Genomic DNA, 23,965 nt, shown 5'->3' with positions numbered 1-23,965 from the left:
CCCCCGCCCCGCCCTGCCCCGGCGATCATGAAGTTAGCGGCGGCGGAAACCGCTTTCTCTGCCGCTAACTTCATGATCAACGCGGGGACGGGCGCGGGTTCAGAGGCCGAGGGCTTTGGCGATCTCCCCGCGCAGTTCCGTCACTGCGGCGTGGGCGCGGCGGCGGGCCGCGGGGACGTCGCCGCCCGTCACCGGCTCCACCACCTCCAGGTACGCCTTGAGCTTCGGCTCGGTGCCGGAGGGGCGGATCACCACCCGGGCGGCATCGGTGCGCAGGATCACCACGTCCGCCTCGGGGAGCAGGTCGAGCGCCTCGGTGACCGGGTGCCCGAGCAGCGAATTCGGCGTGGCCGCCCGGAGGCGGGTCATCATTCCGGCGATCAGCCGCAGGTCGTCCACCCGGGCCGAGAGCTGGTCGGTGTGGTGCACGCCGAACTCGGCGGCCAGCTCGTCCAGCCGGTCGGTCAGCGTCCGGCCCTCGGACTTCAGGAAGGCGGCCAGCTCGGCGACGGTCAGCGCGGCGGTGATGCCGTCCTTGTCCCGGACGTGCTCCGGCGCGACGCAGTAGCCGAGCGCCTCCTCGTAACCGAAGACCAGCGGTTCCCGGCCGCCCCCGGCCCGGACGATCCACTTGAACCCGGTCAGCGTCTCGTCGTAGGGCAGGCCCCGCGCCGCGGCCATGGCCCGGAGCAGGGACGAGGAGACGATCGTGGTGGCGTACAGGCCGGTCACGCCGCGCCGCATCAGGTGGTCGGCGAGCAGCGCGCCCACCTCGTCGCCGCGCAGCATCCGCCACGACCCGTCCGCCGGCACGGCCACCGCGCACCGGTCCGCGTCCGGGTCGTTGGCGATGGCGATGTCCGCGCCGGTGCTGCCGGCCAGCGCGACCAGCTTGTCCACCGCGCCCGGCTCCTCCGGGTTCGGGAAGTTGACCGTCGGGAAGGCCGGATCGGGCTCGGCCTGCTCGGGCACCACGCCGGGCGTCGCGAAACCGGCGCGCGCGAAGGCGGCGGTCAGCACGGCGGCGCCCACCCCGTGCAGCGGCGTGTACGCCACCTTGAGGTCCCGCGGGCCGGCCGGATCGACCACCGCGGCGGCCCGCTCCACGTACGCGGCGACCAGGTCGTCGCCGAGCACCTGGCCGGCCGGGCCGAGCGGCACCCCGGCCAGGGGGCCGACCGCCCGGATGGCCGCCTCGATGCCCGCGTCGGCCGGCGGCACGATCTGCGCGCCGGCGCCCAGCTCCCCGCCGAGCTGCGCGCCCAGGTAGACCTTGTAGCCGTTGTCCTGGGGCGGGTTGTGGCTGGCCGTGACCATCACGCCGGCCACCGCGCCGAGGTGCCGCACCGCGAAGGCCAGCACCGGGGTGGGCAGCGGTCGTGGCAGCAGCAGCGCGGGGCGACCCGCGCCGGTGGCCACCTGCGCGGTGCGCTCGGCGAAGGCCAGCGAACCGCGCCGGGCGTCGTACCCGATCACCAGCGGACCCTCGCCGCCCTGGGCGGCGAGCCAGCCGATCAGCCCGGCGGCGGCCTGGGTGACCACCGCGAGGTTCATCCCGTTCGGGCCGGCCCGCAGCGGGCCGCGCAGCCCGGCGGTGCCGAAGGTCAGCGGGCCGGCGAACCGGTCGGCCAGCTCGGGCGCGCTGCCGGGCAGCCCGTCGAGGACGGCGCGCAGCTCGTCCCGATCGGCCGGGTCGGGGTCGTCGTCGAGCCAGCGCTCGGCCCGGGCGCGAAGGTCGTCAAGGTCAGTGGTGTCCGCCGCCATTGCCTCATGAAAGCATGGCGGCGGATCACCACCGGCCGTCGGCCTCGACTCAGTTGGCTCCGGTGAGCTGGAACGACCGCGCCATCGCCTCGAAGATCGGCTTGCTCGCGGCGAAGTCGGCCTCGTTCGAGGTCAGGTAGAACGAGTAGACCTTGCCGTCCTGCACCACGCCGCGCCACATGCCGTGTCGCTTCGCGTCGCCGTCGCCGCAGGTGTACTCGAACCCGGCGGCCGGCTTGCCGGCGAGCGTCGACTCGCTCATCCCCAGCTGCTCGTAGGGCTTGGCGCACGACTTGCTCTTGTCACGCAGGTTGCGGGAGGCGAACTCGGCCCAGCTGACCGAGGTGCCGTTCCAGTCCTCGGCGAGGATGCGCACCTTGCGGCCCGCGGTCCCCGGGTCGACGAAGTCGACGAAGACGCCGCCGGTCTTGCGGTCCCAGCCCTTCGGCACCTGCACGTTGACGCCCTTGACCGACTGCGCTTGCATCTCCACCGGGGGAGCCTCGGCCGTCGCGCTGGGCAGCGCGCCCACGATCGGCGGGGGCGCGTCGTCGCCGCCGCTGGTCAGCGCGATCACGCCGACCAGCAGCAGGACGGCCACGCCGCCTGCGGCGGCGAGCTGGACCTTGCGCGGCCAGCTGCGGACCCGGCCGAGGAGCTGGCCGCCGGCACCCTTGGCCCGGCCGAGCGCGCCTCCGTCGGCCGGCGCGCCGCCCGGGGACGTCGTCCACGGCTGGCCGGTGCCCGGCACCGACCACTGGTTGCCGCCGTACACCGGCTGGGTGGCGTCGGCGCCCCGGCCGTAGACCGGCTGGGTGGCGTCCGGGTGGCCGGACACCCGCTGGGTGGCGTCCGGGCCGGCGGTGTGGCCGAGCCGCTGGGTGGCGTCGGGTGAGATGCGCTGGGTGGCCTCCGGGGCCGCGCCGGACGCGGACATCGCCCCGGTCGGGGTGTGCAGCGGACCGGCCAGCGCGTCGGCGCTGGTCTCGTCGAGCGCGGCGGAACCGGCCGGCGTGGAGTCCGGGCGCTCGCCCCGGCGCAGGGCGGCGAGCCGGTCGGTCAGCGACTCGCCGGGCCCGATCATCGCCCGGCCGCCGATCTGGGCGCCCGGCTTCGGTTCGGGCGTGATGATCGCCGGCGGGGTCGACGGCCGCTGCACCGGCACCACGGCGTACGGGTCGGTGACCGAGTTGACCGCCGTGGCGGTGCTGGTCAGCGGGCCGGCGAGCAGCTCGCGCAGCATGCCCCGGGCGGTGTGCACGTCCAGCCGGCGGGCGGGATCCTTCTCCAGCAGGCCCATCAGCACGCGGGTCAGCGGGCCGCTGCGCTGCGGCGTGGCCGGCGGGTCCTCGACCACCGCGTGCATGGTCTCGATCGGGTCGCCCTTGTCGAACGGGGGACGCCCCTCCACCGCGGTGTAGAGCGTCACACCGAGCGAGAAGAGGTCGCTGGGCGGGCCGAACTCCTGGCCCATGGCCCGCTCGGGCGAGATGAAGTGCGGCGAGCCGAGCACCATGCCGGGAGTGGTGAGCTGCACGTCGGTGGGCATCCGGGCCACGCCGAAGTCGGTCAGCACGCACCGGCCGTCGGTGCAGATCAGCACGTTGGCCGGCTTGACGTCGCGGTGCAGCACGCCGATCGCGTGCGCGACCTCCAGGGCGCCGAGCAGGGCGATGCCGATCTTGGCGACCGCGCGGGGCGCGACCGGCCCGTCCTCGATCACCATGTCGGCCAGGCTGCGGGCGTCCAGCAGCTCCATCACGATCCACGGGCGGCCACCCTCGGTGACCACGTCGTAGACCTGGACCACGGCGGGATGCTGGATCGCGGCGGCCGCGCGGGCCTCGCGGAGGGTCCGCTCGTACAGTGCGTCGCGGTCGCTGGGGGCGAGCCCCGGCGGGAGGACGACCTCCTTCACCGCCACGTCGCGGCGCAGCAGGGTGTCTGTCGCGCGCCAGACCGTGCCCATGCCGCCGTTGCCGACCGGCGAGCGCAGCGAGTAGCGGCCACCGATGGTGGTGCCGGGTGCTGCGCGTCCAGTGGGGGGACTGGCGGGTCCGCCGCTCCACGTCGGGATCTGAGTCACAGAAAAGCCACCGGGGGATATCGAGGGGGCTGGGACACAACCCCACTATCTTGCTGGTTCCGACGCCCGATGCGAAACCCGACGCGGCGGACGTTTACCTACTCGACGGTATGTGGCCAGCTACTCACCTCCGGTCGCCGCGCGCCGCCGCGGTGTGCGGTATCCCTCACCCAACGAACGGCGACCGCGTCCTACCATCCGGTAATGAGCGAAGCGCGGTCAAGCGAGTCGGGTTTCCCGATCAAGGGCGTCTACACGGCGGCGGACCTTCCGGAGGACCTGGACTCCCGGCTGGGCGGCCCGGGCGAGTTCCCGTACACCCGTGGCGTCTACCCGACGATGTACACGTCGCGACCGTGGACCATGCGGCAGTACGCCGGCTTCGGCACCGCCACGGAGAGCAACGCCCGCTACCACCAGCTGCTGCGCGCCGGCACCATGGGTCTCTCCGTCGCCTTCGACCTGCCCACCCAGATGGGGTATGACTCCGACGACCCGATCGCGCACGGCGAGGTGGGCAAGGTCGGCGTCGCCATCGACTCCATCGAGGACATGCGGACGCTCTTCGACGGCATCCCGCTGGACAAGGTCTCCACCTCGATGACCATCAACGCGCCCGGCTCGGTGCTGCTGCTGCTCTACCAGCTCGTGGCGGAGGAGTCCGGGGTGCCGGGCTCGGCGCTCAACGGCACCATCCAGAACGACATCCTCAAGGAGTACATCGCCCGGGGGACGTACATCTTCCCGCCGAAGCCCTCGCTGCGGCTGGTCGCCGACACCTTCGCCTACTGCCGGGCCGAGGTGCCGAAGTGGAACACCATCTCCATCTCCGGTTACCACATGGCCGAGGCCGGCGCGTCGCCCACGCAGGAGATCGCGTTCACCCTGGCCAACGGCGTGGAGTACGTCCGGGCGGCGCTCGCCGCCGGGCTGGCCGTGGACGACTTCGCGCCCCGGCTGTCGTTCTTCTTCGTGGCGCGCACCACCCTGCTGGAGGAGGTTGCCAAGTTCCGGGCGGCCCGGCGCATCTGGGCCCGGCTCATGCGCGACGAGTTCGGGGCGAAGAACCCGAAGTCCATGATGCTGCGGTTCCACACCCAGACCGCCGGCGTGCAGCTCACCGCCCAGCAGCCGGAGGTGAACCTGGTCCGGGTGGCGGTCCAGGGCCTGGGCGCGGTGCTCGGTGGCACCCAGTCGCTGCACACCAACAGCTTCGACGAGGCGATCGCGCTGCCCACCGAGAAGGCGGCCCGGCTGGCGCTGCGCACCCAGCAGGTGCTGGCGTACGAGACGGACCTGACCGCCACGGTCGACCCGTTCGCCGGGTCGTACGTGGTGGAGGCGATGACCGCCGAGCTGGAGACGGCCGCCGACGAGCTGATGCAGCGGGTCTTCGACCACGGTTCGGCGGTGGACGCCATCGAGGCGGGCTTCCAGAAGCGGGAGATCGAGCAGTCCGCGTACCGGATCGCCCAGGAGATCGACTCGGGTGAGCGGGTGGTGGTCGGGCTCAACCGGTTCCGGATCGACGAGGAGGAGCCGTACGAGCCGCTGCGGGTGGACCCGACGATCGAGGTCGGCCAGGCGGAGCGGCTGGCCAAGCTGCGCGCCCAGCGGGACTCCGGTGCCGTCGAGCGCGCGCTGGCCGAGTTGCGGGCCGCGGCCGAGGGCGACGCCAACGTGCTCTACCCGATGAAGGAGGCGCTGCGCGCCCGGGCCACCGTCGGTGAGGTGTGCGGGACGCTGCGCGACGTGTGGGGGATCCACCGGCCGAGCGACCGGTTCTGACGGCGACGACGGCGGCCCGGCCGGCACCCGACGCGGTGTCCGGCGCGGGCCGCCGTCGTGTTCCCGACCGCCCTGAGCTGGGCGGACACTGGTGCGGCGGCGTAGAGTCGGTGGTCTCCCCGCATGCGGCGGGGCGGTGACGGCTCGGTGCGGATCCTCCCCGGGCGACGCCGCCCGGGCGCCGCTCCCGGAGCCGTCGGGCAGCGTGGCCAGTCCCGGCCCGCGTGTGCGGACCGGGATTGCGGGTAACCCGGCCGGGTGAACGGGACGGACAGCCTGTGCGGTCGCACGCGGGGGCGACATGTCACCGTGAGGAGTCGTCCCACAGCCGACCGTTGTCGCGCAATTGTCCGAGCGGCAGTTAATTGTCGCGACTAATGCGACAATTCGGAACGACGACCAGTGTTTTGGTGACCGTTGAAGCGGTTACGCGTTGTAGGAGGTGTGGGGCAGATGACGGCGTTCGACCGCGATCTACCTGCTGTCCCGCAGATATTCGGGCCCTCCCACCAGGGCATTCGTGACGCTGCGCGGTCCGACCGCTACGCGAAAGACGTTGCGCAGCGTCACCGCCGGAGGTCTAGGCTGTCTGCTGTTCTCCCCGATGATCCTTCCATCTCTAGTGATCGAGAATTCGACGTGACGAGTGCGTTGACGCTGCCCTCGGGCAGCCCGCTGGCGTCGTCCTGGCCGGAGGCGCCGACCGGGTCCCAGCCCCTGCCCCTGGAGCTCGACCATCTGCTCGCGCTGCGCGTACCGGGCCTCATCGCCACCCGACGTCACATCCACTCCCACCCTGAGCTGTCGGGCGAGGAGTTCGAGACGGCCGCCCTCGTGCACCGGGAGCTCTCCCTCGCCGGGCTGAAGCCGCGCCTGCTGCCGAAGGGCAACGGCGTCATCTGCGACATCGACGGGCGGCCCGACGGCCCGGTGATCGCGCTCCGCGCCGACATCGACGCGCTGCCGCTGAGCGACCCGAAGGACGTGCCGTACCGGTCCACCGTGGACGGCGTCTGCCACGCCTGCGGCCACGACGTGCACACCACCGTGATGCTCGGCGTGGGCATGCTGCTGGCCCAGCTCGCCGACCTCGGTCAGCTCGACGGCCGGGTGCGGCTCATCTTCCAGCCGGCCGAGGAGATCCTGCCCTGCGGCTCGCTGGAGGTCATCGAGGCCGGCGGCCTGGACGACGTGGTGCAGATCTTCGCCGTGCACTGCGACCCGAACCTGCCGGTCGGCAAGGTCGGCCTGCGGGTCGGTCCGATCACCGCCGCCGCCGACAACGTCACCGTCCGGCTCACCGGCCCGGGCGGACACACCGCCCGCCCGCACCTGACCGTCGACCTGGTCGACGCGCTCGGCCGGCTGGTCACCGAGGTGCCGACCCTGGTCAGCCGCCGGGTGCCGGCCAACAGCGGGCTGCTGCTGGTGTTCGGCCACGCCTCGGCCGGCACCCGCTACAACGTCATCCCCTCCGAGGCCTGCGCCGCCGGCACCCTGCGGGTGATGGACCGGGACACCTGGGACCAGGCCCCGAAGATCGTGGCTCAGGTGGTGCGGGACGTCCTCGCCCCCACCGGCGCCACGGTCGACCTGGAGTACCTGCGCGGCCGGCCGCCGGTCACCAATGACGCCCGGGCCATCGGCGTGTTCACCGCCGCGACCGCGGCCGCGCTCGGGCCGGAGGGCATCGCCGAGACCCCGCAGAGCATGGGCGGCGAGGACTTCTCCTGGTACCTGGAGCACGTGCCCGGCGCGCTCGCCCGCCTCGGCGTCGGCCGGAACGGGCCCAACGTGGACCTGCACCGGGCGTCGTTCGACGTCGACGAGCGCGCCATCCCGGTCGGCGTGCGCCTCATGGTCCAGACCGCGCTGCGGGCACTGGCGGCGGCCCGCTAGGCACCGGACCGTCCGGCAGCGCCGGGCCGCCCGGCGGCGTACGGCGAGCGCGCCGGCGGGCCAGGGTCAGCACGAGGGCCACCGGCACGCCGATCGCCACCGCGAACGGCAGCACCGCGCCCAGCACGGTGAGCGCCACCCGCAGCGAGCCCAGGAACGCCGACCAGCCGCCCCGCAGCCCGGCCAGGAAGCCGAGGTCCTCCTCGTCCTCGGTGGCCGCGGCCTCCGGGCCGAGGAAGGTCACCGTGATGGTGGAGAGCGCGGTCAGGTCGGCGAGCCGCCGCTTCTTCGCCTCCAGCGAGGCCAGGTCCGCCTCCCGGCGGCCCACCTCGTTCTCCAGCGTGACGAGGTCGTTGATCGAGGTGGCCCGCGCCAGCAGCCGCCGGGCGCTGTCCACCCGGGCGCGCTGGGTGGCGATCCGGGCGTCCAGGTCCACCGTCTCCTCGGTGACGTCCTCGGTCCGCACCTCGCGCCGCTCCTGCTCGCCGAGCTTGACCAGCGCCTCCAGGACGGTCGTGAACCGGTCCGCCGGCACCCGCAGGGTCAGTTCGGCCCGGGCGTCCGCCGCGTCGCTGTTGCGCTGGTCGCCGCCGACGAAGCCACCGGCCGCCGTCGCCGCCGTGCTCGCCTCGCGGGCCGCCCGCTCCACGTCGTCCACCCGCACCTGGAGCGTTCCGGTGTAGATGATCGCCCGCTGGTCGACCCGCAGGTCCGCGCCCCCCGCACCGGGCTGTGCCTTCTCGGGTGCGGCCTGGTCCCGGGCCGCCGCGTCCCCGCCCGTGGCGGCCTGCGGCTGCCCGGCCGAACCCGCGGTGTCGTTCGTCCCGCCGTCCGCGCTGCACGCACCCGCGCCCAGCACCAGCAGCAGCCCGGCCGCCGCGAGCGCCCGGCCCCGGCGCCGGCTGTCCCGTATCCTCATGTCCGCGCTCCGATCCTCCGCGGCCCCGCTGCGGGACCGATACGTCGGACGCGACGCGACACCGCGCCGGTTCCGGCAGACTGCGCTGAGGACGTCACGATTCGATAATCGAGGAGTCACGATGCAGGTCACCAAGTACGCCCACTCCTGCCTACGGCTGGAGCACGACGGGGGAGTGCTGGTCGTGGACCCCGGAGTCTTCAGCGAGCCCGAAGCGCTGGACGGGGTGGACGCGGTGCTGATCACCCACGAGCACCCGGACCACGTGAACGTCGAGGCGCTGACCCGGGCGCTGGACCGGCGGCCCGTCCCGGTCCACGGCCCGGCCTCGCTCGCCGGGGTGCTCGGCGACGCGGCCGAGGCGCTGACCGTGATCACGCCCGGTGAGTCGTTCACCCCGGCCGGGGTGGCGGTCCGCGCGTACGGCGGCCAGCACGCCGTCATCCACCCGGACATCCCGGTCGTCCAGAACCTGGGCTACGTGTTCAACGACGTGGTCTACCACCCGGGCGATTCGCTGGTCGTCCCCGACGACATCCAGGTGGACACCCTCTTCGCCCCGATCCACGCGCCCTGGTCGAAGTTCTCCGAGGTGGTCGACTTCATCCGGGCCGTAGCCCCGCGCCGGGCGTTCGCGCTGCACGACGCGCTGCTCAACGACAACGGCTTCGGCATGCTCAACCGGCAGTACACCGCGCTGTCGAAGACCGAGTACCAGCGGCTGGAACCGGGCACCCGGATCGACGCCTGAGCGAGCATGCCCGGTCCACCCCCCGACCTGGTCCAGCGGCTCTACGCGACGCCGCCGGACCGCTTCGTCGCGGCCCGGGACGAGGCCGTCGCCGAGGCACGCCGCGCCGGCGACCCGAAGGCCGCCCGGGAGATCGGCAAGCTGCGCCGTCCCACCGTCGCCGCCTGGCTGGTCAACCTGCTGGCCATCCGCCGCCCGGAGCTGGTCGCCGACCTGGCGCAGCTCGCCGAGTCGCTCCGCTCGGCGCAGCGGGACCTGCGCGGCGGCAAGCTCCGCGAACTCTCCGCGCAGCGCCGGGCCGTCGTGGGCGCGCTCGTCGCCGAGGTACGCAAGCTGGCCGCCGCCGAGCCGAACGCCCCGCCGGCCGGGAAGCTGCCGCTCGGCGAGGTCGAGGCGACGCTGAACGCGGCGCTCTCCGACACCGAGGTGGCCGAGCAGGTACGCGCCGGCCGGCTGCTGCGGCCCAGCCACTACGCCGGGTTCGGTGAGGTGCCCCGGCCACAGCTCCGGTTGGTGACCGGGGGCGGCGAGGAGGAGCCCGCCGTACCTGACCGGGCGGCCGAGCGGACCGAGACCCGGCGGACGCGCGACCAGCGGGCCGCCGAGCGGGCGGCCCGGGCCGAGCGGGCGAAGCGCCGCCGGGCCGTGGAACGCGAGCTGGCCAAGGCTCGCGACGACCAGGACCGGGCCGAGGCGGAGCTGACCGGGGCCACCGACGCCGAACGGGACGGCGTGGCGACGCTGGACCGGATCGAGACCGAACTGGCGGAGCTGGAACGCCGCCGGGCGGTGGCCGAGCAGGAGCTGAGCCGGGCCAAGCTGGCCCGCCGCGGCGCGGAACGCTCGCTCACCGCCGCCCGCCGGCGCACCGGGGAGGTGGAGGCCGCGTTGGAGGCGCTGGACGCCGAAGAGGGGGATGCCGCGGAGGGTGGCCACGAGGCAGACTGATCGTGATGGATGACCACGGTGGACGGCCGGTGGGGTGCCGCCGATGACCCCGGAGCAGGTCGCCGCCGCCAGCAAGCCGCTGGTGCTGGAGCTCGGGGAGGCGTTCTCCCGCTGCCCGTCGACGCTGCGCCGGGCCCGGCTGCTGGGCATCTCCGGCTGGGCCTTCTACATCACCGGGCGGGCCGGCGCGCTCGGCGACGTGCGTGCCGAGACGGTCGCCGCCGCGCTCGGCTTCATCGCCCCGGAAGCGGTCGCCGACGGCTGGGACGCCGCCGTGCGGACCGTCCCACCGATCGAGGTGGCGGGCGCGAACCTGGCCGAGTGCTGCCGCTGGGGCGCCACCCGCCTGGGCGACGCCCCGGAGACGTCCCGCCTCGCCACGCTGCTGCGCCGGGCGGTCGACGCGGCGGACGGCAGCGGCATGCCGCTGTTCGCCGCCTGGCGGGCCATGCCGGTCGACGACCCCACACCCGGCGCCCGGGCGGCGGTCGCGCTGCTGCTGCTCCGCGAGCACTTCGCCGGGGCGTACCTGCTGGCGGTGCGGGCCGCCGGGATGACACCGCTGGAGGCGGTGCTGGCCGGGCCCGAGGGGGACGCCGGCGCGGCGGCGTGCGGCTGGTCGCCGCCGTACCCGCCGGTGGGGCCGCTGGTGCGGCGGCGGCTCTGGGCCGAGGCGGTGACCGACCGGCTGGTCTCCCCGGCGTTCCGGGCGCTCGGCCCCGGCGAGGGCGCCGAACTGCTCAACCTGCTCACCGCCGCGCGACTGCACGTCCGCGGCGGATAAATGGGGAGCGCGCCCGCCGGGGCGGCTGTCAGGATCTGCCGCGTGACGATCCCCGCCGGTTGGACCGCCCGCCGCCCCACCCTCGACGACGTGCCCGCGATCCTGACGGTGGTGCACGCCTCCGACACGTTCGCGGTCGGCTACCCCGACTTCGACGCCGACGACGTCCGGGACGCCCTGACCGCGCCCTTCGTCGACATGGCCCGGGACTCGTGGCTGGTCACCGACCCGGACGGCACCGCGGTGGGCTGGACCATCCTGAGCAACCCCACCGGGGTGGGCCGGGAGTTCGTCGAGGTCTACGTCGACCCCGACCGGGGCGCCGACCTGCGCGCCCCGCTGCTGGCCCGGCTGCTCGACCGGGTCGCCGAGCGGGCCGCCGAACGCGGGCTGCCCGCCCTCACCGCCCGGACCGCCGTCTTCGCGCCGGAGACGCGCTGGGCGGAGGAGCTGGTCGAGGCCGGCTTCACCCGGCTCAAGCGGTACATCCGGATGACCCGTTCGCTGGCCGACCTGCCCGCCGAGCCGGCGCCCCCGGCCGGGGTGACCGTCCGGCCGCTGCGCGCCGACGACGAGGCCGACCTGCGGCTGTTCCACCGGATCTTCGACACCGCGTTCCGGGACACCCCGGACTACGAGCCGGTCGACTTCGACCAGTGGCGCGAGCAGCTCCCGTCGTACGGCAAGGTGTGGGACGAGTGGTTCCTGGCCGAGGTCGACGGCGCGCCGGCCGGCGCCCTCCAGTCCTCCGACCAGGCACTCGACCAGGGCATGGGCTGGGTGCGGACGCTGTCCGTGCTGCCCGCGTACCGGCGGCGCGGGGTGGGGGCGGCGCTGCTGCGCCGGGCCTTCGCCGTCTACGCGGCCAAGGGCCGGGCGGGGGCCGGCCTCGGTGTCGACCTGGCCAACCCGACCGCCCCGGTCACGCTCTACCGCTCGGTGGGGCTGGCCGACGCGCGCTGGACCGACATGTACGAGCGGAGCGTCCCCGCCACGGGTGTGTGATACGCGACCCGCCGCGGGGCCGCCGCCCGGCCGGGGAACCGGCCGGAGCAGACTGGAGGCGTGGGAGACGCGCTACGCGGACGCGGTGCCGGTGGGGCGGGACCGCAGCTCGGTGACGTAGTCGTCCGGCGCGCCCGCCTTCTCCGCCGCGTTCGCGATCTCCGACAGGTACCACGACGTCGGCAGGCCGCCCTCGTACCCGTCGAAGACGTAGACCCAGGCGGTCACGTCCCCGTCGAGCGTCGAGACGCGCACGGTCAGCTTCCGGTACGTCCCGGAGGTCACACCCTCGATCTCGTCGAGCTGGGCCGCGTCGTACGGGTGGATGTCGTAGAGCGCCACGAAGACCCGGTCGCCCGGCGACTCGACCACGGTGCTGACCGAGCCCTCCCAGCCGATGACGTCCTCGCCCGCGAAGGTGAGCCGCCACCCCTCCAGCCAACCGGTGTCCACCATCGGCGAATGCGGACAGTAGGCACGCATGCGGGCGGGGTCCAGGTTTGAGCCGTAAGCGGCGTAAAGACGCACGGCGATGACGATAGCCCGGCCGACGGGTGGGGGAGAATACGACGGTGCGTGTCGAGCGCGACGGGGAGAAGAAAGTCACTGTGAGCATTGATCGGGGGCGAGCGCGGTGAGCGCGAGGAGTGCAGCGGAGCGGAGCCCCGCAGTCGCGAACGAAAGGATGGCTCCGTGAGCCAGATCGTGATCATCGGCGGGGGGCCGGCCGGCTACGAGGCGGCCCTGGTCGCCGCCCAGCTGGACGCTGATGTCACCGTGGTCGAGGCGGAGGGGGCCGGCGGCGCCTGCGTGCTCTCCGACTGCGTGCCGTCCAAGACCTTCATCGCCAGCTCGGAGGTGGTCACCGGCTACCGCGACACCGAGGAGTTCGGGGTGCACTCGGACGGCCTGGAGGCCGTCACGGTCGACGCCCGGACCGTGCACGAGCGGGTCAAGCGGCTCGCCCTGGCCCAGTCCGCCGACATCCACACCAAGCTGGTCAAGGCCGGTGTCGAGTTCGTCGCCGGCTCCGCCCGGCTCGGCGAGGACACCCTCGGTCACACCCACCGGGTGATCGTCACGCCGGCCGGCGGTGGCGAGGAGTACTCGATCGCCGCCACCACCGTGCTGATCGCCACCGGCGCCACCCCGCGCCAGCTCCCCACCGCCCTCCCCGACGGCGAGCGCATCCTGACCTGGCGCCAGGTGTACGACCTGCCCGAGCTGCCCGAGCACCTGATCGTGGTCGGTTCCGGCGTGACCGGCGCCGAGTTCGCCAGCGCCTACCTGGCCATGGGGGTCGACGTCACCCTGGTGTCCAGCCGGGACCGGGTCATGCCGCACGAGGACGCCGACGCCGCGTCCGCGATCGAGCGGGTGTTCCGCAACCGGGGCATGACCATCCTCAACAACTCGCGCGCCGAGGCGGTCCGCCGGATCGACGACGGCGTCGAGGTGGTGCTCGCCGACGGCCGGGTGGTCGCCGGTTCGCACGCGCTGATCGCGGTCGGCTCGATCCCCAACACCGGCGACCTGGGCCTCGCCGAGTACGGCGTCGAGCTGGCCCGGGGCGGCTACGTCACGGTCGACCGGGTCTCCCGGACCAACGTCCCCGGCATCTACGCGGCCGGCGACTGCACCGGGGTGCTGCCGCTGGCCAGCGTCGCCGCCATGCAGGGCCGGATCGCCATGTGGCACGCGCTCGGCGAGGCGGTCCGGCCGCTGCGGCTGCGTACCGTCGCGGCGAACGTCTTCACCGACCCGGAGCTGGCCACCGTCGGCGTCTCGCAGGACGAGGTCGACGCCGGCAAGGTCCCGGCCCGCCAGGTGATGCTGCCGCTCTCCGGCAACGCCCGGGCGAAGATGGCGGACCTGGCCGACGGCTTCGTGAAGCTCTTCTGCCGGCCGGCCAGCGGCCAGGTGATCGGCGGCGTGGTGGTGGCCCCCAAGGCCAGCGAGTTGATCCTGCCGATCACCATGGCGGTGGAGAACAACCTCACCGTCAACGAGCTGGCCCAGACCATCACGATCTACCCGAGCCTGTCCGGCTCGATCACCGAGGCCGCCCGCCAGCTCATGCTCCACGAGCTGGAGTGACCTCGCGCTGCCGGGCCGGCACCGCCAGCTCGGCGAGGTGGGGGTGTTCCCGGAGTCGGGGAACCGCCACCTCGCCGGTCTCGCGGCGGACCAGGGTGCCGGCGACCACCGCGAGCAGGGCGACCTCGGTGAGGATGAGCAGGCGCTCGGCGAGGCCGATCAGCAGCCGGTCGCCGGGGTAGGCGGACCAGACCATCGCCGCGGCCAGCACGAGACTGGTCAGGGCGAGCCCGCGCACCCACCGGGCTGCCCGCCCGCCGAGCCGCCGGGCGAGCAACCAGCCGGCGACGGGCAGGGCCAGGAAGGCCACCACCGAGGCGTACCGGTGCACGTAGGCGGCGGCGTCCATGGGCAGGCCGGGTTCGTTGGTGGGCACCACGGCGGCGGCCATCAGGCCGGCCGACCAGGCCACCAGCAGCGCCCCCGCGAGGCGGCCCGCGCCGGCCCGGCGCAGCGCCGGCAGGAGGACGAGCGTGGCCGCCGCGAGCACCGCCATGGCCGTGTCGATGACGCCGCCCCGGTCGGAGACGGCGAAGTCGCTGACGGTCAGCGACCAGGGATTCAGGTTGTCGTTCACCTCGAGGTGACCGACGACGGTGAGCACCGCCGCCAGGGCGATCCCGCCGAGGGCCAGCAGACCACTGCTCCGGGTTCCAGGCATGCCTCAGCCTGTCGCCGGAACCGCCCGAAACGGATCCGGGACCACCACCCACTTCGGTCCGGGGGTCGCCCCCTACCGGCTGTCGGGGGTGGGCGGGTCCTCGCGGATCTCGGCGAGCTGCACGCCGCTGACCGAGGCGAGCATCTGCTCCCGCAGATGGGCACGCCGAGCCACCCGATGCGGCTCGTCCCAGGTGGGGTCGACCCTCGTGGCCCGGGCTCTGGCGTCGCGCGGGTTCACTTCGTGGGTCATGGCTGGTCTTCTTTCAGGCTGATGAGGTGTTCCGGAAACGGTGCGTCCGCCAGCGGGATGGCCGTCGTCTCGCCGGCCGTGCGGGAGTGGCGGGCACTGATCACCGTCATGGCCCAGCCCGCCCCCGCGAACCCGGCCGCCGCGGCACCGCCGATCAGCAGCAGCCTCCACGCCGACTCGGTCAGCGCCGCCCCGCCGAGGTGACCGACCAGCGTCCCGTACGCGGCCCAGCAGATGGCCGCGGCGGCCTCGTAGAGGACGAAGAGGCGGTAGGGGTAGCGGCTGCGGCCGGCCGAGAAGCAGGCCGCCATCCGCCCCCCGGGCACGAACCGGCAGAGCAGGATCACCAGTGGCCCCGGTTCGCGCAGCCCGCGGGTGACCCGGGCGGCGGCCCGGCGGGCCCGTCCCGGGGTCGCGTGTCGCGGCGCGCGGCGGGTCGGGGCGGTCCGCCCCAGCAGATAGCAGGCGAGGTCGCCGGCGAAGACGCCGAGCGCGCCGACCGCGATGGTCAGCGGCAGGCTGAGCCCGCCGTACACGGTCAGTGCCCCGCTGGTGATCATGACGACCTGGGTCGGCACCACCGGCACGAAGGCGTCGGCGATCAGCAGGGTGAGCAGCAGCGCGTACGCCCAGGTGGGCGACGCGACGTCAGAGATGAGTTCGGCCACGACCGCCACCTCGCCGGAGTTCCCCGTCAGACCGCACCGAGCCTGACGCCGTGTCCCGCGTCACCGCGAGCGGCCCTGCCCGGCGGTGACGGCCGACACCCGCAGGCCACTGGTGTTCGACGATGCGGCGCCGCCGCATGTGACCGGCCGCCGGGGCGTCGCCGAGCGTCGGGGCGGGCGGCGGATCCCCGATCCGCGGCGTACCGTTGGCGGCGCGCGGCCCCGGAGACGTCGGGTCCCCCGTTCCCGACGGCCGGGCCGCCGCGGGTCGCCGGCAGGTCCCGTGCCGGCGACCCGCCCCCACCGCACCGGATCCGGGTGCGTCGCGAAATCGAGGTGCGTCCGCCGCGTCGCCGCGCGTACCGTCGCCGCATGCGTAGCGCGGTGCTGACCACGACGCCGGGTATCCCCGGCGCGCCGCACTGACGTTTCCGTCGACGAGGCCCCGGGGCGATCCGCTCCGGGGCCTCGCGGCGTTCCGGGTCAGTTCGCCTCCGGGTCGTACCCGATCAAGGAGAGCGACATGATCGACCACCGCAGGCTCGGCCGGGACCTGGAGCTGTTCGTCTCGGACCCGCTGGCCGGTGCCGGGCTGCCGATCTGGCTGCCGGCCGGCGCCGCCGCCCGGCACGCCGTCGAGGAGTACGTGCGGGAGCTGGAGCGCCGGGCCGGCTACCGGCACGTCTACTCGCCCCCGCTGGGCAAGCGCGAGCTGTTCGAGCTGTCGGGCCACCTCGGCTACTTCGCCGACGACATGTTCCCGCCCATGCGGCTGAGCGCCGACGACGAGTTCGTGCTGCGCCCCGCGCTCTGCCCGCACCACGCGCTGGTCTTCCGCGCCCGGGGTCGCTCGTACCGGGAGCTGCCGCTGCGGGTCGCGGAGATCGGCGGCATGTACCGGGCGGAGCGCTCGGGCGTGCTGGGCGGGCTGTCCCGGGTGCGCGCCATCTCGCTCAACGACGCGCACAACTTCTGCGCGCTGGAGCAGGTCGGCGACGAGGTGCGCGAGATCCTGCGGCTGATCCGCGAGGCGCACGCCGCGCTCGGCGTCCGGCCGGCCGGGTTCCGGCTGTCGCTGCGCGGGCCGGGGGAGAAGTACGTGGGCGACGACGCCGACTGGGCGCGGGCCGAGGAGCTGCTCCGCGCCGCGCTCGACGGGGTGGACTACCACGAGGGCCCCGGCGAGGCCGCCTTCTACGGCCCGAAGATCGACATTCAGATCGTCGACGCGGCCGGCCGGGAGTCGACCATCTCCACCATCCAGCTCGACTTCGACAAGCCGGAGCGGTTCGACCTGTCGTACACCGACGCGGACGGGCGCCGGAAGCGACCGGTCATGGTGCACCGGAGCCTGGTCGGCAGCATGGAGCGGCTGTTCGCGTACCTCATCGAGGTGCACGCGGGCGCCTTCCCGGCCTGGTACGCCCCGGTGCAGCTGGTGCTGCTCCCGGTCGACGACGGGCAGGCCGACGCGGCCGTCGAGCTGGCCGGCCGGGCCGAGGCGGCCGGCCTGCGGGCCGAGGTCGACCTGGCCGGCTCGCTGGGGTCCCGGATCCGCGACGCGGCCCGCCGCAGGGTCCCGTACCTCGGGGTGATCGGCCCCCGGGAGGCGGCCGAGGGCGCGGTCTCGCTGCGCCTGCGCGACGGACGCGGGCTCGACCCGATGCCGGTGGCCGACGCGCTGGCGCTGGTCGCCGGCGTGGTGGCCGCCCGCTCGGCCGACCTGCTCCCGCCGGCCTGACCGCACACGGCCCGCTCCGGCCGGGTCGCCCCTCGTGGCGTCCACGTCAGCGCCCGGCCGGCGCGGCCGCCGGCTTTCCGGGCGGTCCGCCGGGCCCGCCGGGCCCTCCGGGCGGCCTGCCGGGCCCTCCCGGCGGTCCGCCGCCGGGCCGTCCGGGCGGCCCGCCCACCGGCAGCGGCGCGGCGGCCTCCTCCTCGACCACCGCCGCCGTGAACTGCGACCGGTAGAGCTCGGCGTAGGCGCCGTTCGCGGCGACCAGTTCGTCGTGCGTGCCCTGCTCGACGATCCGGCCCTGGTCCATCATGAGGATCAGGTCGGCGTCGCGGATGGTGGAGAGCCGGTGCGCGATGACGAAGCTGGTCCGCTCGGTGCGCAGCGCCGCCATGGCCCGCTGGAGCAGCACCTCGGTGCGGGTGTCGACCGAGCTGGTCGCCTCGTCGAGGATGAGCAGCGACGGTTCGGCGAGGAACGCCCGGGCGATGGTGATGAGCTGCTTCTCGCCGGCGCTGACGTTGCTGCCCTCCTCGTCGATCACCGTGTCGTAGCCGTCGGGCAGGCTGCGCACGAACCGGTCCACGAAGGTGGCCCGGGCCGCGGCCAGGATCTCCTCCTCGGTGGCGGTCGGCCGCCCGTACGCGATGTTGTCCCGGATGGTGCCGCCGAAGAGCCACGTGTCCTGGAGCACCATGCCGATCCGGCCGCGCAGCTCGTCGCGGCGCAGCGAGCTGATGTCCACCCCGTCCAGGGTGATCCGGCCGGCGTCCAGCTCGTAGAACCGCATGATCAGGTTGACCAGGGTGGTCTTGCCGGCGCCGGTCGGGCCCACGATGGCCACCGTGTGCCCGGGCTCGGCCACCAGCGAGAGGTCGTCGATCAGCGGCTTGTCCGGGTCGTAGCGGAAGCTGACGTGCTCGAACTCGACCCGGCCGGTGACCCGGGGCGGCGCGGGCCGGTCCGGGGCCTGCTCCTCGGCGTCGAGCACCTCGAACACGCGCTCGGCCGAGGCCACCCCGGACTGGAGCAGGTTGGCCATCGAGGCGATCTGGGTGAGCGGCTGGGTGAACTGCCGCGAGTACTGGATGAACGCCTGCACGTCGCCCAGGCTCATCGACCCGGAGGCCACCCGGAGCCCGCCGACCACGGCGATCGCGACGTAGCTGAGGTTCCCCACGAACATCATCGCCGGCATGATGATCCCGGAGATGAACTGGGCCCCGAAGCTGGCCCGGAACAGCTCCTCGTTCTTGGCTGCGAAGGCGGCCTGCACCTCGCGCTGCCGGCCGAAGACCTTGACCAGCTCGTGGCCGGTGTACGTCTCCTCGATGAGGCCGTTCAGCTCACCGGTGTGCCGCCACTGCGCGATGAACCGGCGCTGCGACCGCTTGGCGATCTGCTGGGTGACGACCACCGACAGCGGCACCGCGACCAGGGCGACGAGGGCCAGCAGCGGCGAGATCCACACCATCATGGCCAGCACGCCGACCACGGTGAGCAGCGCGCTGAGCAGTTGGCTGAGCGTCTGCGACAGGGTCTGCGAGATGTTGTCGATGTCGTTGGTGACCCGGCTCAGCAGCTCGCCCCGGGGCTGCTTGTCGAAGTAGGGCAGCGGCAGCCGGTTGAGCTTCTCCTCCACGTCGGCGCGCAGCCGCAGGACGGTGCGCTGCACCACCCCGTTGAGCAGCCAGCCCTGCCACCACATCAGCAGGCTGGCGCCCAGGTAGAGGGCGAGCGCCAGGGTGATGGTGCGGCCCAGCGCCGTGAAGTCGATGCCCGCGCCGGGCACGATGTCCATCCGGGCCAGCATGTCGGCGAAGTTGTCGTTGCCGGCGGCCCGGGCCGCGGCCACCGCCTGCTCCTGGGTGGTGCCGGCGGGGATCTGCCGGCCGACCACTCCCGCGAAGATGAGGTCGGTGGCGTGCCCGAGGATCTTCGGCCCGATCACGCTCGCCCCGACGCTGGCCACCGCCAGGGTGATGATGGCGGCCAGCGAGAACCGGTGCGGCCGGAGGCGGCCCAGCAGCCGGCGGGCGGACGGCCCGAAGTTCATCGACTTCTCCGCCGGCATGGCGGCGCCCATCCACGGCGGCCCACCGCCGCCGCGCCGCCCGGCCGCGGGCAGCCGCTGCGGCGGCGCCGCGTCGGCCTTCGCCTCCGGCGACGGCTTCTGCCCCGGTACGCCGCTCACGCGGTCACCTCCGCGGTCTGCTGGGACGCCACGATCTCGGCGTACGTCGGGCAGGTCACCAGCAGGTCGTCATGTCGTCCCATTCCGACGACGCCCCCGTCCTCGAGCACGATGATCTGATCGGCGTCGATGATCGTGGAGACCCGCTGCGCCACGATCACCACCACCGCGTCCGCGGTGACCGGCTTCAGCGCGGCCCGCAGCCGGGCGTCCGTGCCGAGGTCGAGCGCGGAGAAGGAATCGTCGAACAGGTAGATCTCCGGCTCGCGGACCAGCGCGCGGGCGATCGCCAGCCGTTGCCGCTGGCCGCCGGAGACGTTCGTGCCGCCCTGCGCGATCGGCGCCTCCAGGCCGCCCGGCATCTCCGCCACGAAGTCCCGGGCCTGGGCGATCTCCAGCGCCGCCCACAGCTCGGCGTCGGTCGCGTCCGGGTTGCCGTAGCGGAGGTTGCTGGCGACGGTGCCGCTGAACAGGTACGGCCGCTGCGGCACCAGCCCGATGCGGCGCCACACCTCGTCGGGTTCCAGCAGCCGCACGTCCACCCCGTCGACCAGCACGGCGCCGGCGGTCGGGTCGACCAGCCGGGGGATCAGGGTGAGCAGGGTCGTCTTGCCGGCGCCCGTGGAGCCGATGATGGCCGTGGTCCGGCCCGGGCTGGCTCGGAACGAGATGTCGTGCAGCACCGGCGCGCTCGCCCCGGGGTACTGGAAGGAGACCCGGCGGAACTCCAGTTCCGCGCGGCGGGTCATCGCGATCATCGGCTCGACCGGCGGCACCACCGACGAGTCGGTGTCCAGCACCTCGACGATCCGCTCGGAGCAGACCGCCGCGCGGGGCACCATCATCAGCATGAAGGTGGCCATCATGACCGCCATGAGGATCTGCATCAGGTACTGCAGGAAGGCGGTGAGCGCGCCGACCTGGATCTGACCGGAGTCCACCCGTTCCGCGCCGAACCAGAGCACCGCGACGCTGGAGACGTTGAGGACCAGCATGACCACCGGGAAGATCAGCGCCTGGAGCCGGCCGATCCGCAGGGCGGTCGCGGTCAGGTCGGTGTTCGCCACCCGGAAGCGCTCGGTCTCGTATGGCTCCCGGACGAAGGCCCGGACCACCCGGATGCCGGTGATCTGTTCGCGCAGCACCCGGTTGACCGTGTCGATCCGGGTCTGCATGAGCCGGAAGCCCGGAACCATCCGCCGGGTGATCAGGCCGAGGGTGACGGCCAGGACCGGCACGCAGACCAGCATCAGCCAGGAGAGGCCCACATCCTCCTGGAGCGCCATCACCACGCCGCCGACGCTCATGATCGGCGCGGCGACCAGCATGGTGCAGCTCATCAACACCAGCATCTGCACCTGCTGGACGTCGTTGGTGTTCCGGGTGATCAGCGACGGCGCCCCGAACCGGGCCACCTCGCGGGCCGAGAAGCTGTTGACGTGCGCGAAGATGCCGGCCCGGACGTCCCGGCCGAAGCCCATCGCGGTCTTCGCGCCCAGGTAGACGGCGATGATCGAGCAGGCGATCTGGAGCAGGCTGACGAGCAGCATCCAGCCGCCCGTACGCATGATCTGGTCGGTGTCGCCGACGGCCACGCCCCGGTCGATGATGTCGGCGTTGAGGCTCGGCAGGTAGAGCGACGCCATCGTGCCGACGAACTGGAAGGCCACCACCGCGGCCAGCAACCGCCGGTACGGGCGCAGGTGGGTACGGAGCAGGCGGATCAGCACGGACGGCTCCCGGATGGGTCTTCGGTGTGGGACTCGCTGTTCCGGTTCAACCGGCGAAGGTCCCCGTCGGACATGCTCGTGATGATTTCCGTGAGGAACTCCCGGATCACGGCCTGCTTCGCCGGGTCCGCGTCGACCGACGTCAGCGGTCGGTTGCTGTGGATCAGGTCGATGATGGCGAGGGCGTGCTCCCGGCCCTTGTCGGTCAGGCTGAGCTGCACGCTGCGCCGGTCGTGGGGGTCCCGCCGCCGGGCCACGAAGCCGTCGCGCTCCAGGGTGTCGACGATGCCGGTGAGGGTGGCCGGCCGGACGAAGCACCGCTCGGCCATCTCCCGGTGGGTGCTGTCGCCGGCCCGCAGCAGGACGAGCAGCACCCGCATGCCGGCGGAGGTGAGCCCGTGGTGTTCGGCGAGGTAGCGACCCCAGTGCTGCTCCACGATGTGGCCGGCGATCGAGATGAGCCGGCCGAGCGGCGCGTGCTGGAGGGCGTCGGGGAAGCGGACGAGCGGTCCCATGTTCACGGGCGTTAGGTTAGCTCCCGGACGGTAAGGCCCCAAACTATTTACGCGGTCAGCCGAACCTCGGCCACCGGAGGGAATCTTGTCAATGGCAAGTTAGAGTGGCGCGTATGACCCAGTCCCGCGCGTACCACCACGGCGACCTGCGCCGCGCCCTGCTCGACGCGGCGGTGGAGGCGATGGCGGAGTCCGGCCCGGCCGCGCTGAGCCTCCGCGACCTGGCCCGGCGGGCCGGCGTCTCGCACGCCGCCCCCGCCCACCATTTCGGCGACAAGGCCGGGCTGCTCACCGCGCTCGCCGCGCAGGGCTTCGAGCTGCTGGCCGAGGCGCTGCGCGACGCCGGCGACGAACTCGTCGACACCGGGGTGGCGTACGTGGGGTTCGCGGTCCGGCACCGGGCGCACTTCGAGGTGATGTTCCGCCCCGACCTCTACCGCCCCGACGACCCGGCGGTGGTGGCCGCCCGGACCCGGGCCGGCGAGCTGCTGCGCACCGGCGTGGCCCGGCGCACCGGGCGCGGGCCGGACGTCGACGCGCTCGCGGCCTGGTCGATCGTGCACGGCTTCGCCACGCTCTGGCTCTCCGGCGCCCTGCCGCCCCGCGTCGGCCCGGACCCGGAGGCCGCCGCCCGCACCGTGATCAGCCGGCTCTTTCCCTGAGGGCCGGGCCCCTCGGCAGGGGACCCGGCCCCCGGGTCACCAGCTCGTCGGCAGCGGCATGCCCTCGGTGTAACCGGCGGTGCTCTGCACACCGACCAGCGCCCGCTCGTGGAACTCCTCCAGGCTGCGCGCGCCCGCGTAGGTGAACGCGCTGCGCACCCCGGAGATGATCTCGTCGATCAGGTCCTCGACGCCGGGCCGGTTCGGGTCCAGGTACATCCGGGCCGAGGAGATGCCCTCCTCGAAGATCGCCTTCCGGGCCCGGTCGAACGCGCTGTCCTCGGCGGTCCGGGCGCTCACCGCGCGGGCCGAGGCCATGCCGAAGCTCTCCTTGTAGCGCCGGCCGTCCGCGTCGGTGTAGAGATCGCCGGGCGACTCGTAGGTGCCGGCGAACCAGGAGCCGATCATGACGTTCGAGGCGCCCGCCGCGAGCGCCAGCGCCACGTCCCGCGGGTGCCGTACGCCACCGTCGGCCCACACGTGCCGGCCCAGCGAGCGGGCCGCCGTGGCGCAGTCGAGCACCGCGGAGAACTGCGGGCGGCCCACGCCGGTCATCATCCGGGTGGTGCACATGGCGCCCGGCCCGACGCCGACCTTGATGATGTCGGCGCCCGCCTCGACGAGGTCCCGTACGCCGTCGGCGGTGACCACGTTGCCCGCCGCCACCGGCACCCCGGGGTCGAGCTTGCGGACCATCCGCAGCGCCGAGATCATCCGCTCCTGGTGCCCGTGCGCGGTGTCCACCACCAGGGTGTCCACCCCGGCCTCCAGCAGGGCGGCCGCCTTGCCGGTCACGTCGCCGTTGATGCCCACCGCGGCGGCGACGCGCAGCCGGCCCCGGTCGTCCACGGCCGGCTTGTAGAGCGTGGCGCGCAGCGCGCCCGACCGGGTCAGCACCCCGACCAGGCGGCCCTCGGCGTCCACCACCGGGGCGAGCCGCCGCCGGCCCGCCGAGAGCCGGTCGAAGCCGGTACGCGGGTCCGCGTCGGCCGGCACGGTGTGCAGCTCGGTGGACATCACGTGCCGGAGCTGGGCGAAGCGGTCCACCCCGACGGTGTCCGCCTCGGTGACCACGCCGAGCGGGCGGCCGGCCTCGTCCACCACGATCACCGCGCCGTGCGACCGCTTGGGCAGCAGGTGGATGGCGTCGCCCACGGTGTCCGTGGGGCCGAGCGTGATCGCGGTGTCGTGCACCAGGTGCCGCTGCTTGACCCAGGCGACGACGTTCGCCACCACCTCGATCGGGATGTCCTGCGGGATCACCGCGACGGCTCCGCGCCGGGCCACCGTCTCGGCCATCCGCCGGCCGGCCACCGCGGTCATGTTCGACACGACCAGCGGGATGGTGGTGCCGGTGCCGTCGGCCGAGGCGAGGTCGACGTCCAGCCGGGAGCCCACCTCGGAACGGTTGGGCGCCATGAAGACGTCGTTGTAGGTCAGGTCGTGCGCGGGGACCGCGCCATGAAGGAACCGCACCCGGCCATCATTCCTGCTCGCGGCCGGTCCCGCC

General features: G+C 73.8%; 20 protein-coding genes. 9 read left to right on the top strand and 11 right to left on the bottom strand.

Annotated elements, in window-relative coordinates; genetic code table 11:
• Window positions 1-99 precede the first annotated feature (99 nt).
• Window positions 100-1,764, bottom strand: coding sequence for a phospho-sugar mutase (locus tag NFX44_RS32170; protein WP_262287364.1), 1,665 nt, complete (start codon window positions 1,762-1,764; stop codon window positions 100-102).
• 49 nt (window positions 1,765-1,813) lie between these two features.
• Entirely contained in the window at window positions 1,814-3,850 is a 2,037-nt protein-coding gene (locus NFX44_RS32165) for a serine/threonine-protein kinase (protein WP_262287363.1), read from the bottom strand.
• Between the two features lie 204 nt (window positions 3,851-4,054).
• Here NFX44_RS32165 and NFX44_RS32160 point away from each other — a divergent pair, with 204 nt between their 5' ends.
• Together NFX44_RS32160 and NFX44_RS32155 are read left to right on the top strand one after the other, a co-directional pair.
• Complete coding sequence (locus NFX44_RS32160; protein WP_262287362.1) at window positions 4,055-5,638, top strand: methylmalonyl-CoA mutase; 1,584 nt, start codon at window positions 4,055-4,057, stop codon at window positions 5,636-5,638.
• Between the two features lie 639 nt (window positions 5,639-6,277).
• On the top strand, window positions 6,278-7,537 hold the full coding sequence (locus NFX44_RS32155; RefSeq protein ID WP_262287361.1) for an amidohydrolase: 1,260 nt from the start codon (window positions 6,278-6,280) through the stop codon (window positions 7,535-7,537).
• Here the strand turns inward: NFX44_RS32155 and NFX44_RS32150 are convergent.
• Entirely contained in the window at window positions 7,494-8,456 is a 963-nt protein-coding gene (locus tag NFX44_RS32150) for a DUF4349 domain-containing protein (RefSeq protein ID WP_262287360.1), read from the bottom strand. The two genes, NFX44_RS32155 and NFX44_RS32150, sit on opposite strands and share 44 nt — an antisense overlap.
• A gap of 121 nt (window positions 8,457-8,577) precedes the next feature.
• On the opposite strand from NFX44_RS32150, the gene NFX44_RS32145 reads away from it, so the two are divergent.
• From NFX44_RS32145 to NFX44_RS32130, 4 genes are read left to right on the top strand one after another with little or no spacing between them, the layout of a single operon-like run.
• On the top strand, window positions 8,578-9,207 hold the full coding sequence (locus tag NFX44_RS32145) for an MBL fold metallo-hydrolase (RefSeq protein WP_262287359.1): 630 nt from the start codon (window positions 8,578-8,580) through the stop codon (window positions 9,205-9,207).
• Between the two features lie 6 nt (window positions 9,208-9,213).
• A complete protein-coding gene (locus tag NFX44_RS32140; protein WP_262287358.1) occupies window positions 9,214-10,155 on the top strand; it encodes a hypothetical protein in 942 nt (313 codons plus the stop codon).
• A 43-nt stretch (window positions 10,156-10,198) separates the two neighbouring features.
• Window positions 10,199-10,939 carry a hypothetical protein gene (locus tag NFX44_RS32135; RefSeq protein WP_262287357.1) on the top strand — a complete coding sequence of 247 codons (741 nt, stop codon included), beginning with the start codon at window positions 10,199-10,201 and terminating at the stop codon, window positions 10,937-10,939.
• 42 nt (window positions 10,940-10,981) lie between these two features.
• Window positions 10,982-11,944, top strand: coding sequence for a GNAT family N-acetyltransferase (locus NFX44_RS32130; protein WP_262287356.1), 963 nt, complete (start codon window positions 10,982-10,984; stop codon window positions 11,942-11,944).
• Window positions 11,945-12,016: 72 nt separating this feature from the next.
• On the opposite strand, the gene NFX44_RS32125 is transcribed toward NFX44_RS32130, so the two are convergent.
• Complete coding sequence (locus tag NFX44_RS32125; protein WP_154229937.1) at window positions 12,017-12,472, bottom strand: gamma-glutamylcyclotransferase; 456 nt, start codon at window positions 12,470-12,472, stop codon at window positions 12,017-12,019.
• Between the two features lie 165 nt (window positions 12,473-12,637).
• On the opposite strand from NFX44_RS32125, the gene NFX44_RS32120 reads away from it, so the two are divergent.
• On the top strand, window positions 12,638-14,041 hold the full coding sequence (locus NFX44_RS32120; RefSeq protein ID WP_262287355.1) for an NAD(P)H-quinone dehydrogenase: 1,404 nt from the start codon (window positions 12,638-12,640) through the stop codon (window positions 14,039-14,041).
• On the opposite strand, the gene NFX44_RS32115 is transcribed toward NFX44_RS32120, so the two are convergent.
• From NFX44_RS32115 to NFX44_RS32105, 3 genes are all read right to left on the bottom strand, one after another.
• Window positions 14,019-14,702, bottom strand: coding sequence for a DUF998 domain-containing protein (locus NFX44_RS32115; RefSeq protein WP_262287354.1), 684 nt, complete (start codon window positions 14,700-14,702; stop codon window positions 14,019-14,021). The two genes, NFX44_RS32120 and NFX44_RS32115, sit on opposite strands and share 23 nt — an antisense overlap.
• 72 nt (window positions 14,703-14,774) lie before the next feature.
• Window positions 14,775-14,954: a hypothetical protein gene (locus NFX44_RS32110; protein WP_262287353.1), complete on the bottom strand. Its 180-nt coding sequence runs from the start codon at window positions 14,952-14,954 to the stop codon at window positions 14,775-14,777.
• On the bottom strand, window positions 14,951-15,622 hold the full coding sequence (locus tag NFX44_RS32105; RefSeq protein ID WP_262287352.1) for a DedA family protein: 672 nt from the start codon (window positions 15,620-15,622) through the stop codon (window positions 14,951-14,953). Before NFX44_RS32105 ends, NFX44_RS32110 begins: the two co-directional genes overlap by 4 nt.
• Before the next feature lie 523 nt (window positions 15,623-16,145).
• On the opposite strand from NFX44_RS32105, the gene thrS reads away from it, so the two are divergent.
• Window positions 16,146-17,363, top strand: a complete 1,218-nt coding sequence (gene thrS / locus NFX44_RS32100) for a threonine--tRNA ligase (protein ID WP_262287351.1) — start codon at window positions 16,146-16,148, stop codon at window positions 17,361-17,363.
• Between the two features lie 46 nt (window positions 17,364-17,409).
• On the opposite strand, the gene NFX44_RS32095 is transcribed toward thrS, so the two are convergent.
• From NFX44_RS32095 to NFX44_RS32085, 3 genes are all read right to left on the bottom strand, one after another.
• Window positions 17,410-19,440: an ABC transporter ATP-binding protein gene (locus tag NFX44_RS32095; RefSeq protein ID WP_262287369.1), complete on the bottom strand. Its 2,031-nt coding sequence runs from the start codon at window positions 19,438-19,440 to the stop codon at window positions 17,410-17,412.
• Between the two features lie 104 nt (window positions 19,441-19,544).
• Window positions 19,545-21,278, bottom strand: coding sequence for an ABC transporter ATP-binding protein (locus NFX44_RS32090; RefSeq protein WP_262287350.1), 1,734 nt, complete (start codon window positions 21,276-21,278; stop codon window positions 19,545-19,547).
• On the bottom strand, window positions 21,272-21,793 hold the full coding sequence (locus NFX44_RS32085; protein WP_262287368.1) for a MarR family winged helix-turn-helix transcriptional regulator: 522 nt from the start codon (window positions 21,791-21,793) through the stop codon (window positions 21,272-21,274). Before NFX44_RS32085 ends, NFX44_RS32090 begins: the two co-directional genes overlap by 7 nt.
• Window positions 21,794-21,906: 113 nt before the next feature.
• Here NFX44_RS32085 and NFX44_RS32080 point away from each other — a divergent pair, with 113 nt between their 5' ends.
• On the top strand, window positions 21,907-22,455 hold the full coding sequence (locus NFX44_RS32080) for a TetR/AcrR family transcriptional regulator (protein WP_262287349.1): 549 nt from the start codon (window positions 21,907-21,909) through the stop codon (window positions 22,453-22,455).
• 36 nt (window positions 22,456-22,491) lie between these two features.
• On the opposite strand, the gene NFX44_RS32075 is transcribed toward NFX44_RS32080, so the two are convergent.
• Window positions 22,492-23,931, bottom strand: a complete 1,440-nt coding sequence (locus NFX44_RS32075; RefSeq protein WP_262287348.1) for a GuaB1 family IMP dehydrogenase-related protein — start codon at window positions 23,929-23,931, stop codon at window positions 22,492-22,494.
• Window positions 23,932-23,965: the final 34 nt, after the last annotated feature.

The organism is Micromonospora sp. MA102 (assembly GCF_025460765.1).
GTDB lineage: Bacteria > Actinomycetota > Actinomycetes > Mycobacteriales > Micromonosporaceae > Micromonospora > Micromonospora halotolerans.
The sequence above is the reverse complement of the archived record's forward strand: the minus strand, read 5'-3'. Positions and strand labels throughout refer to the sequence as shown.

Bases quoted from the DNA above. Each gene is read 5' to 3' on its own strand.
- NFX44_RS32170 (WP_262287364.1), bottom strand. From the start codon at position 1,764: ATGGCGGCGGACACCACTGACCTTGACGACCTTCGCGCCCGGGCCGAG.
- NFX44_RS32160 (WP_262287362.1), top strand. From the start codon at position 4,055: ATGAGCGAAGCGCGGTCAAGCGAGTCGGGTTTCCCGATCAAGGGCGTC.
- NFX44_RS32150 (WP_262287360.1), bottom strand. From the start codon at position 8,456: ATGAGGATACGGGACAGCCGGCGCCGGGGCCGGGCGCTCGCGGCGGCC.
- NFX44_RS32145 (WP_262287359.1), top strand. From the start codon at position 8,578: ATGCAGGTCACCAAGTACGCCCACTCCTGCCTACGGCTGGAGCACGAC.
- NFX44_RS32140 (WP_262287358.1), top strand. From the start codon at position 9,214: ATGCCCGGTCCACCCCCCGACCTGGTCCAGCGGCTCTACGCGACGCCG.
- NFX44_RS32135 (WP_262287357.1), top strand. From the start codon at position 10,199: ATGACCCCGGAGCAGGTCGCCGCCGCCAGCAAGCCGCTGGTGCTGGAG.
- NFX44_RS32115 (WP_262287354.1), bottom strand. From the start codon at position 14,702: ATGCCTGGAACCCGGAGCAGTGGTCTGCTGGCCCTCGGCGGGATCGCC.
- NFX44_RS32110 (WP_262287353.1), bottom strand. From the start codon at position 14,954: ATGACCCACGAAGTGAACCCGCGCGACGCCAGAGCCCGGGCCACGAGG.
- thrS (WP_262287351.1), top strand. From the start codon at position 16,146: ATGATCGACCACCGCAGGCTCGGCCGGGACCTGGAGCTGTTCGTCTCG.
- NFX44_RS32095 (WP_262287369.1), bottom strand. From the start codon at position 19,440: ATGGGCGCCGCCATGCCGGCGGAGAAGTCGATGAACTTCGGGCCGTCC.
- NFX44_RS32085 (WP_262287368.1), bottom strand. From the start codon at position 21,793: ATGGGACCGCTCGTCCGCTTCCCCGACGCCCTCCAGCACGCGCCGCTC.
- NFX44_RS32080 (WP_262287349.1), top strand. From the start codon at position 21,907: ATGACCCAGTCCCGCGCGTACCACCACGGCGACCTGCGCCGCGCCCTG.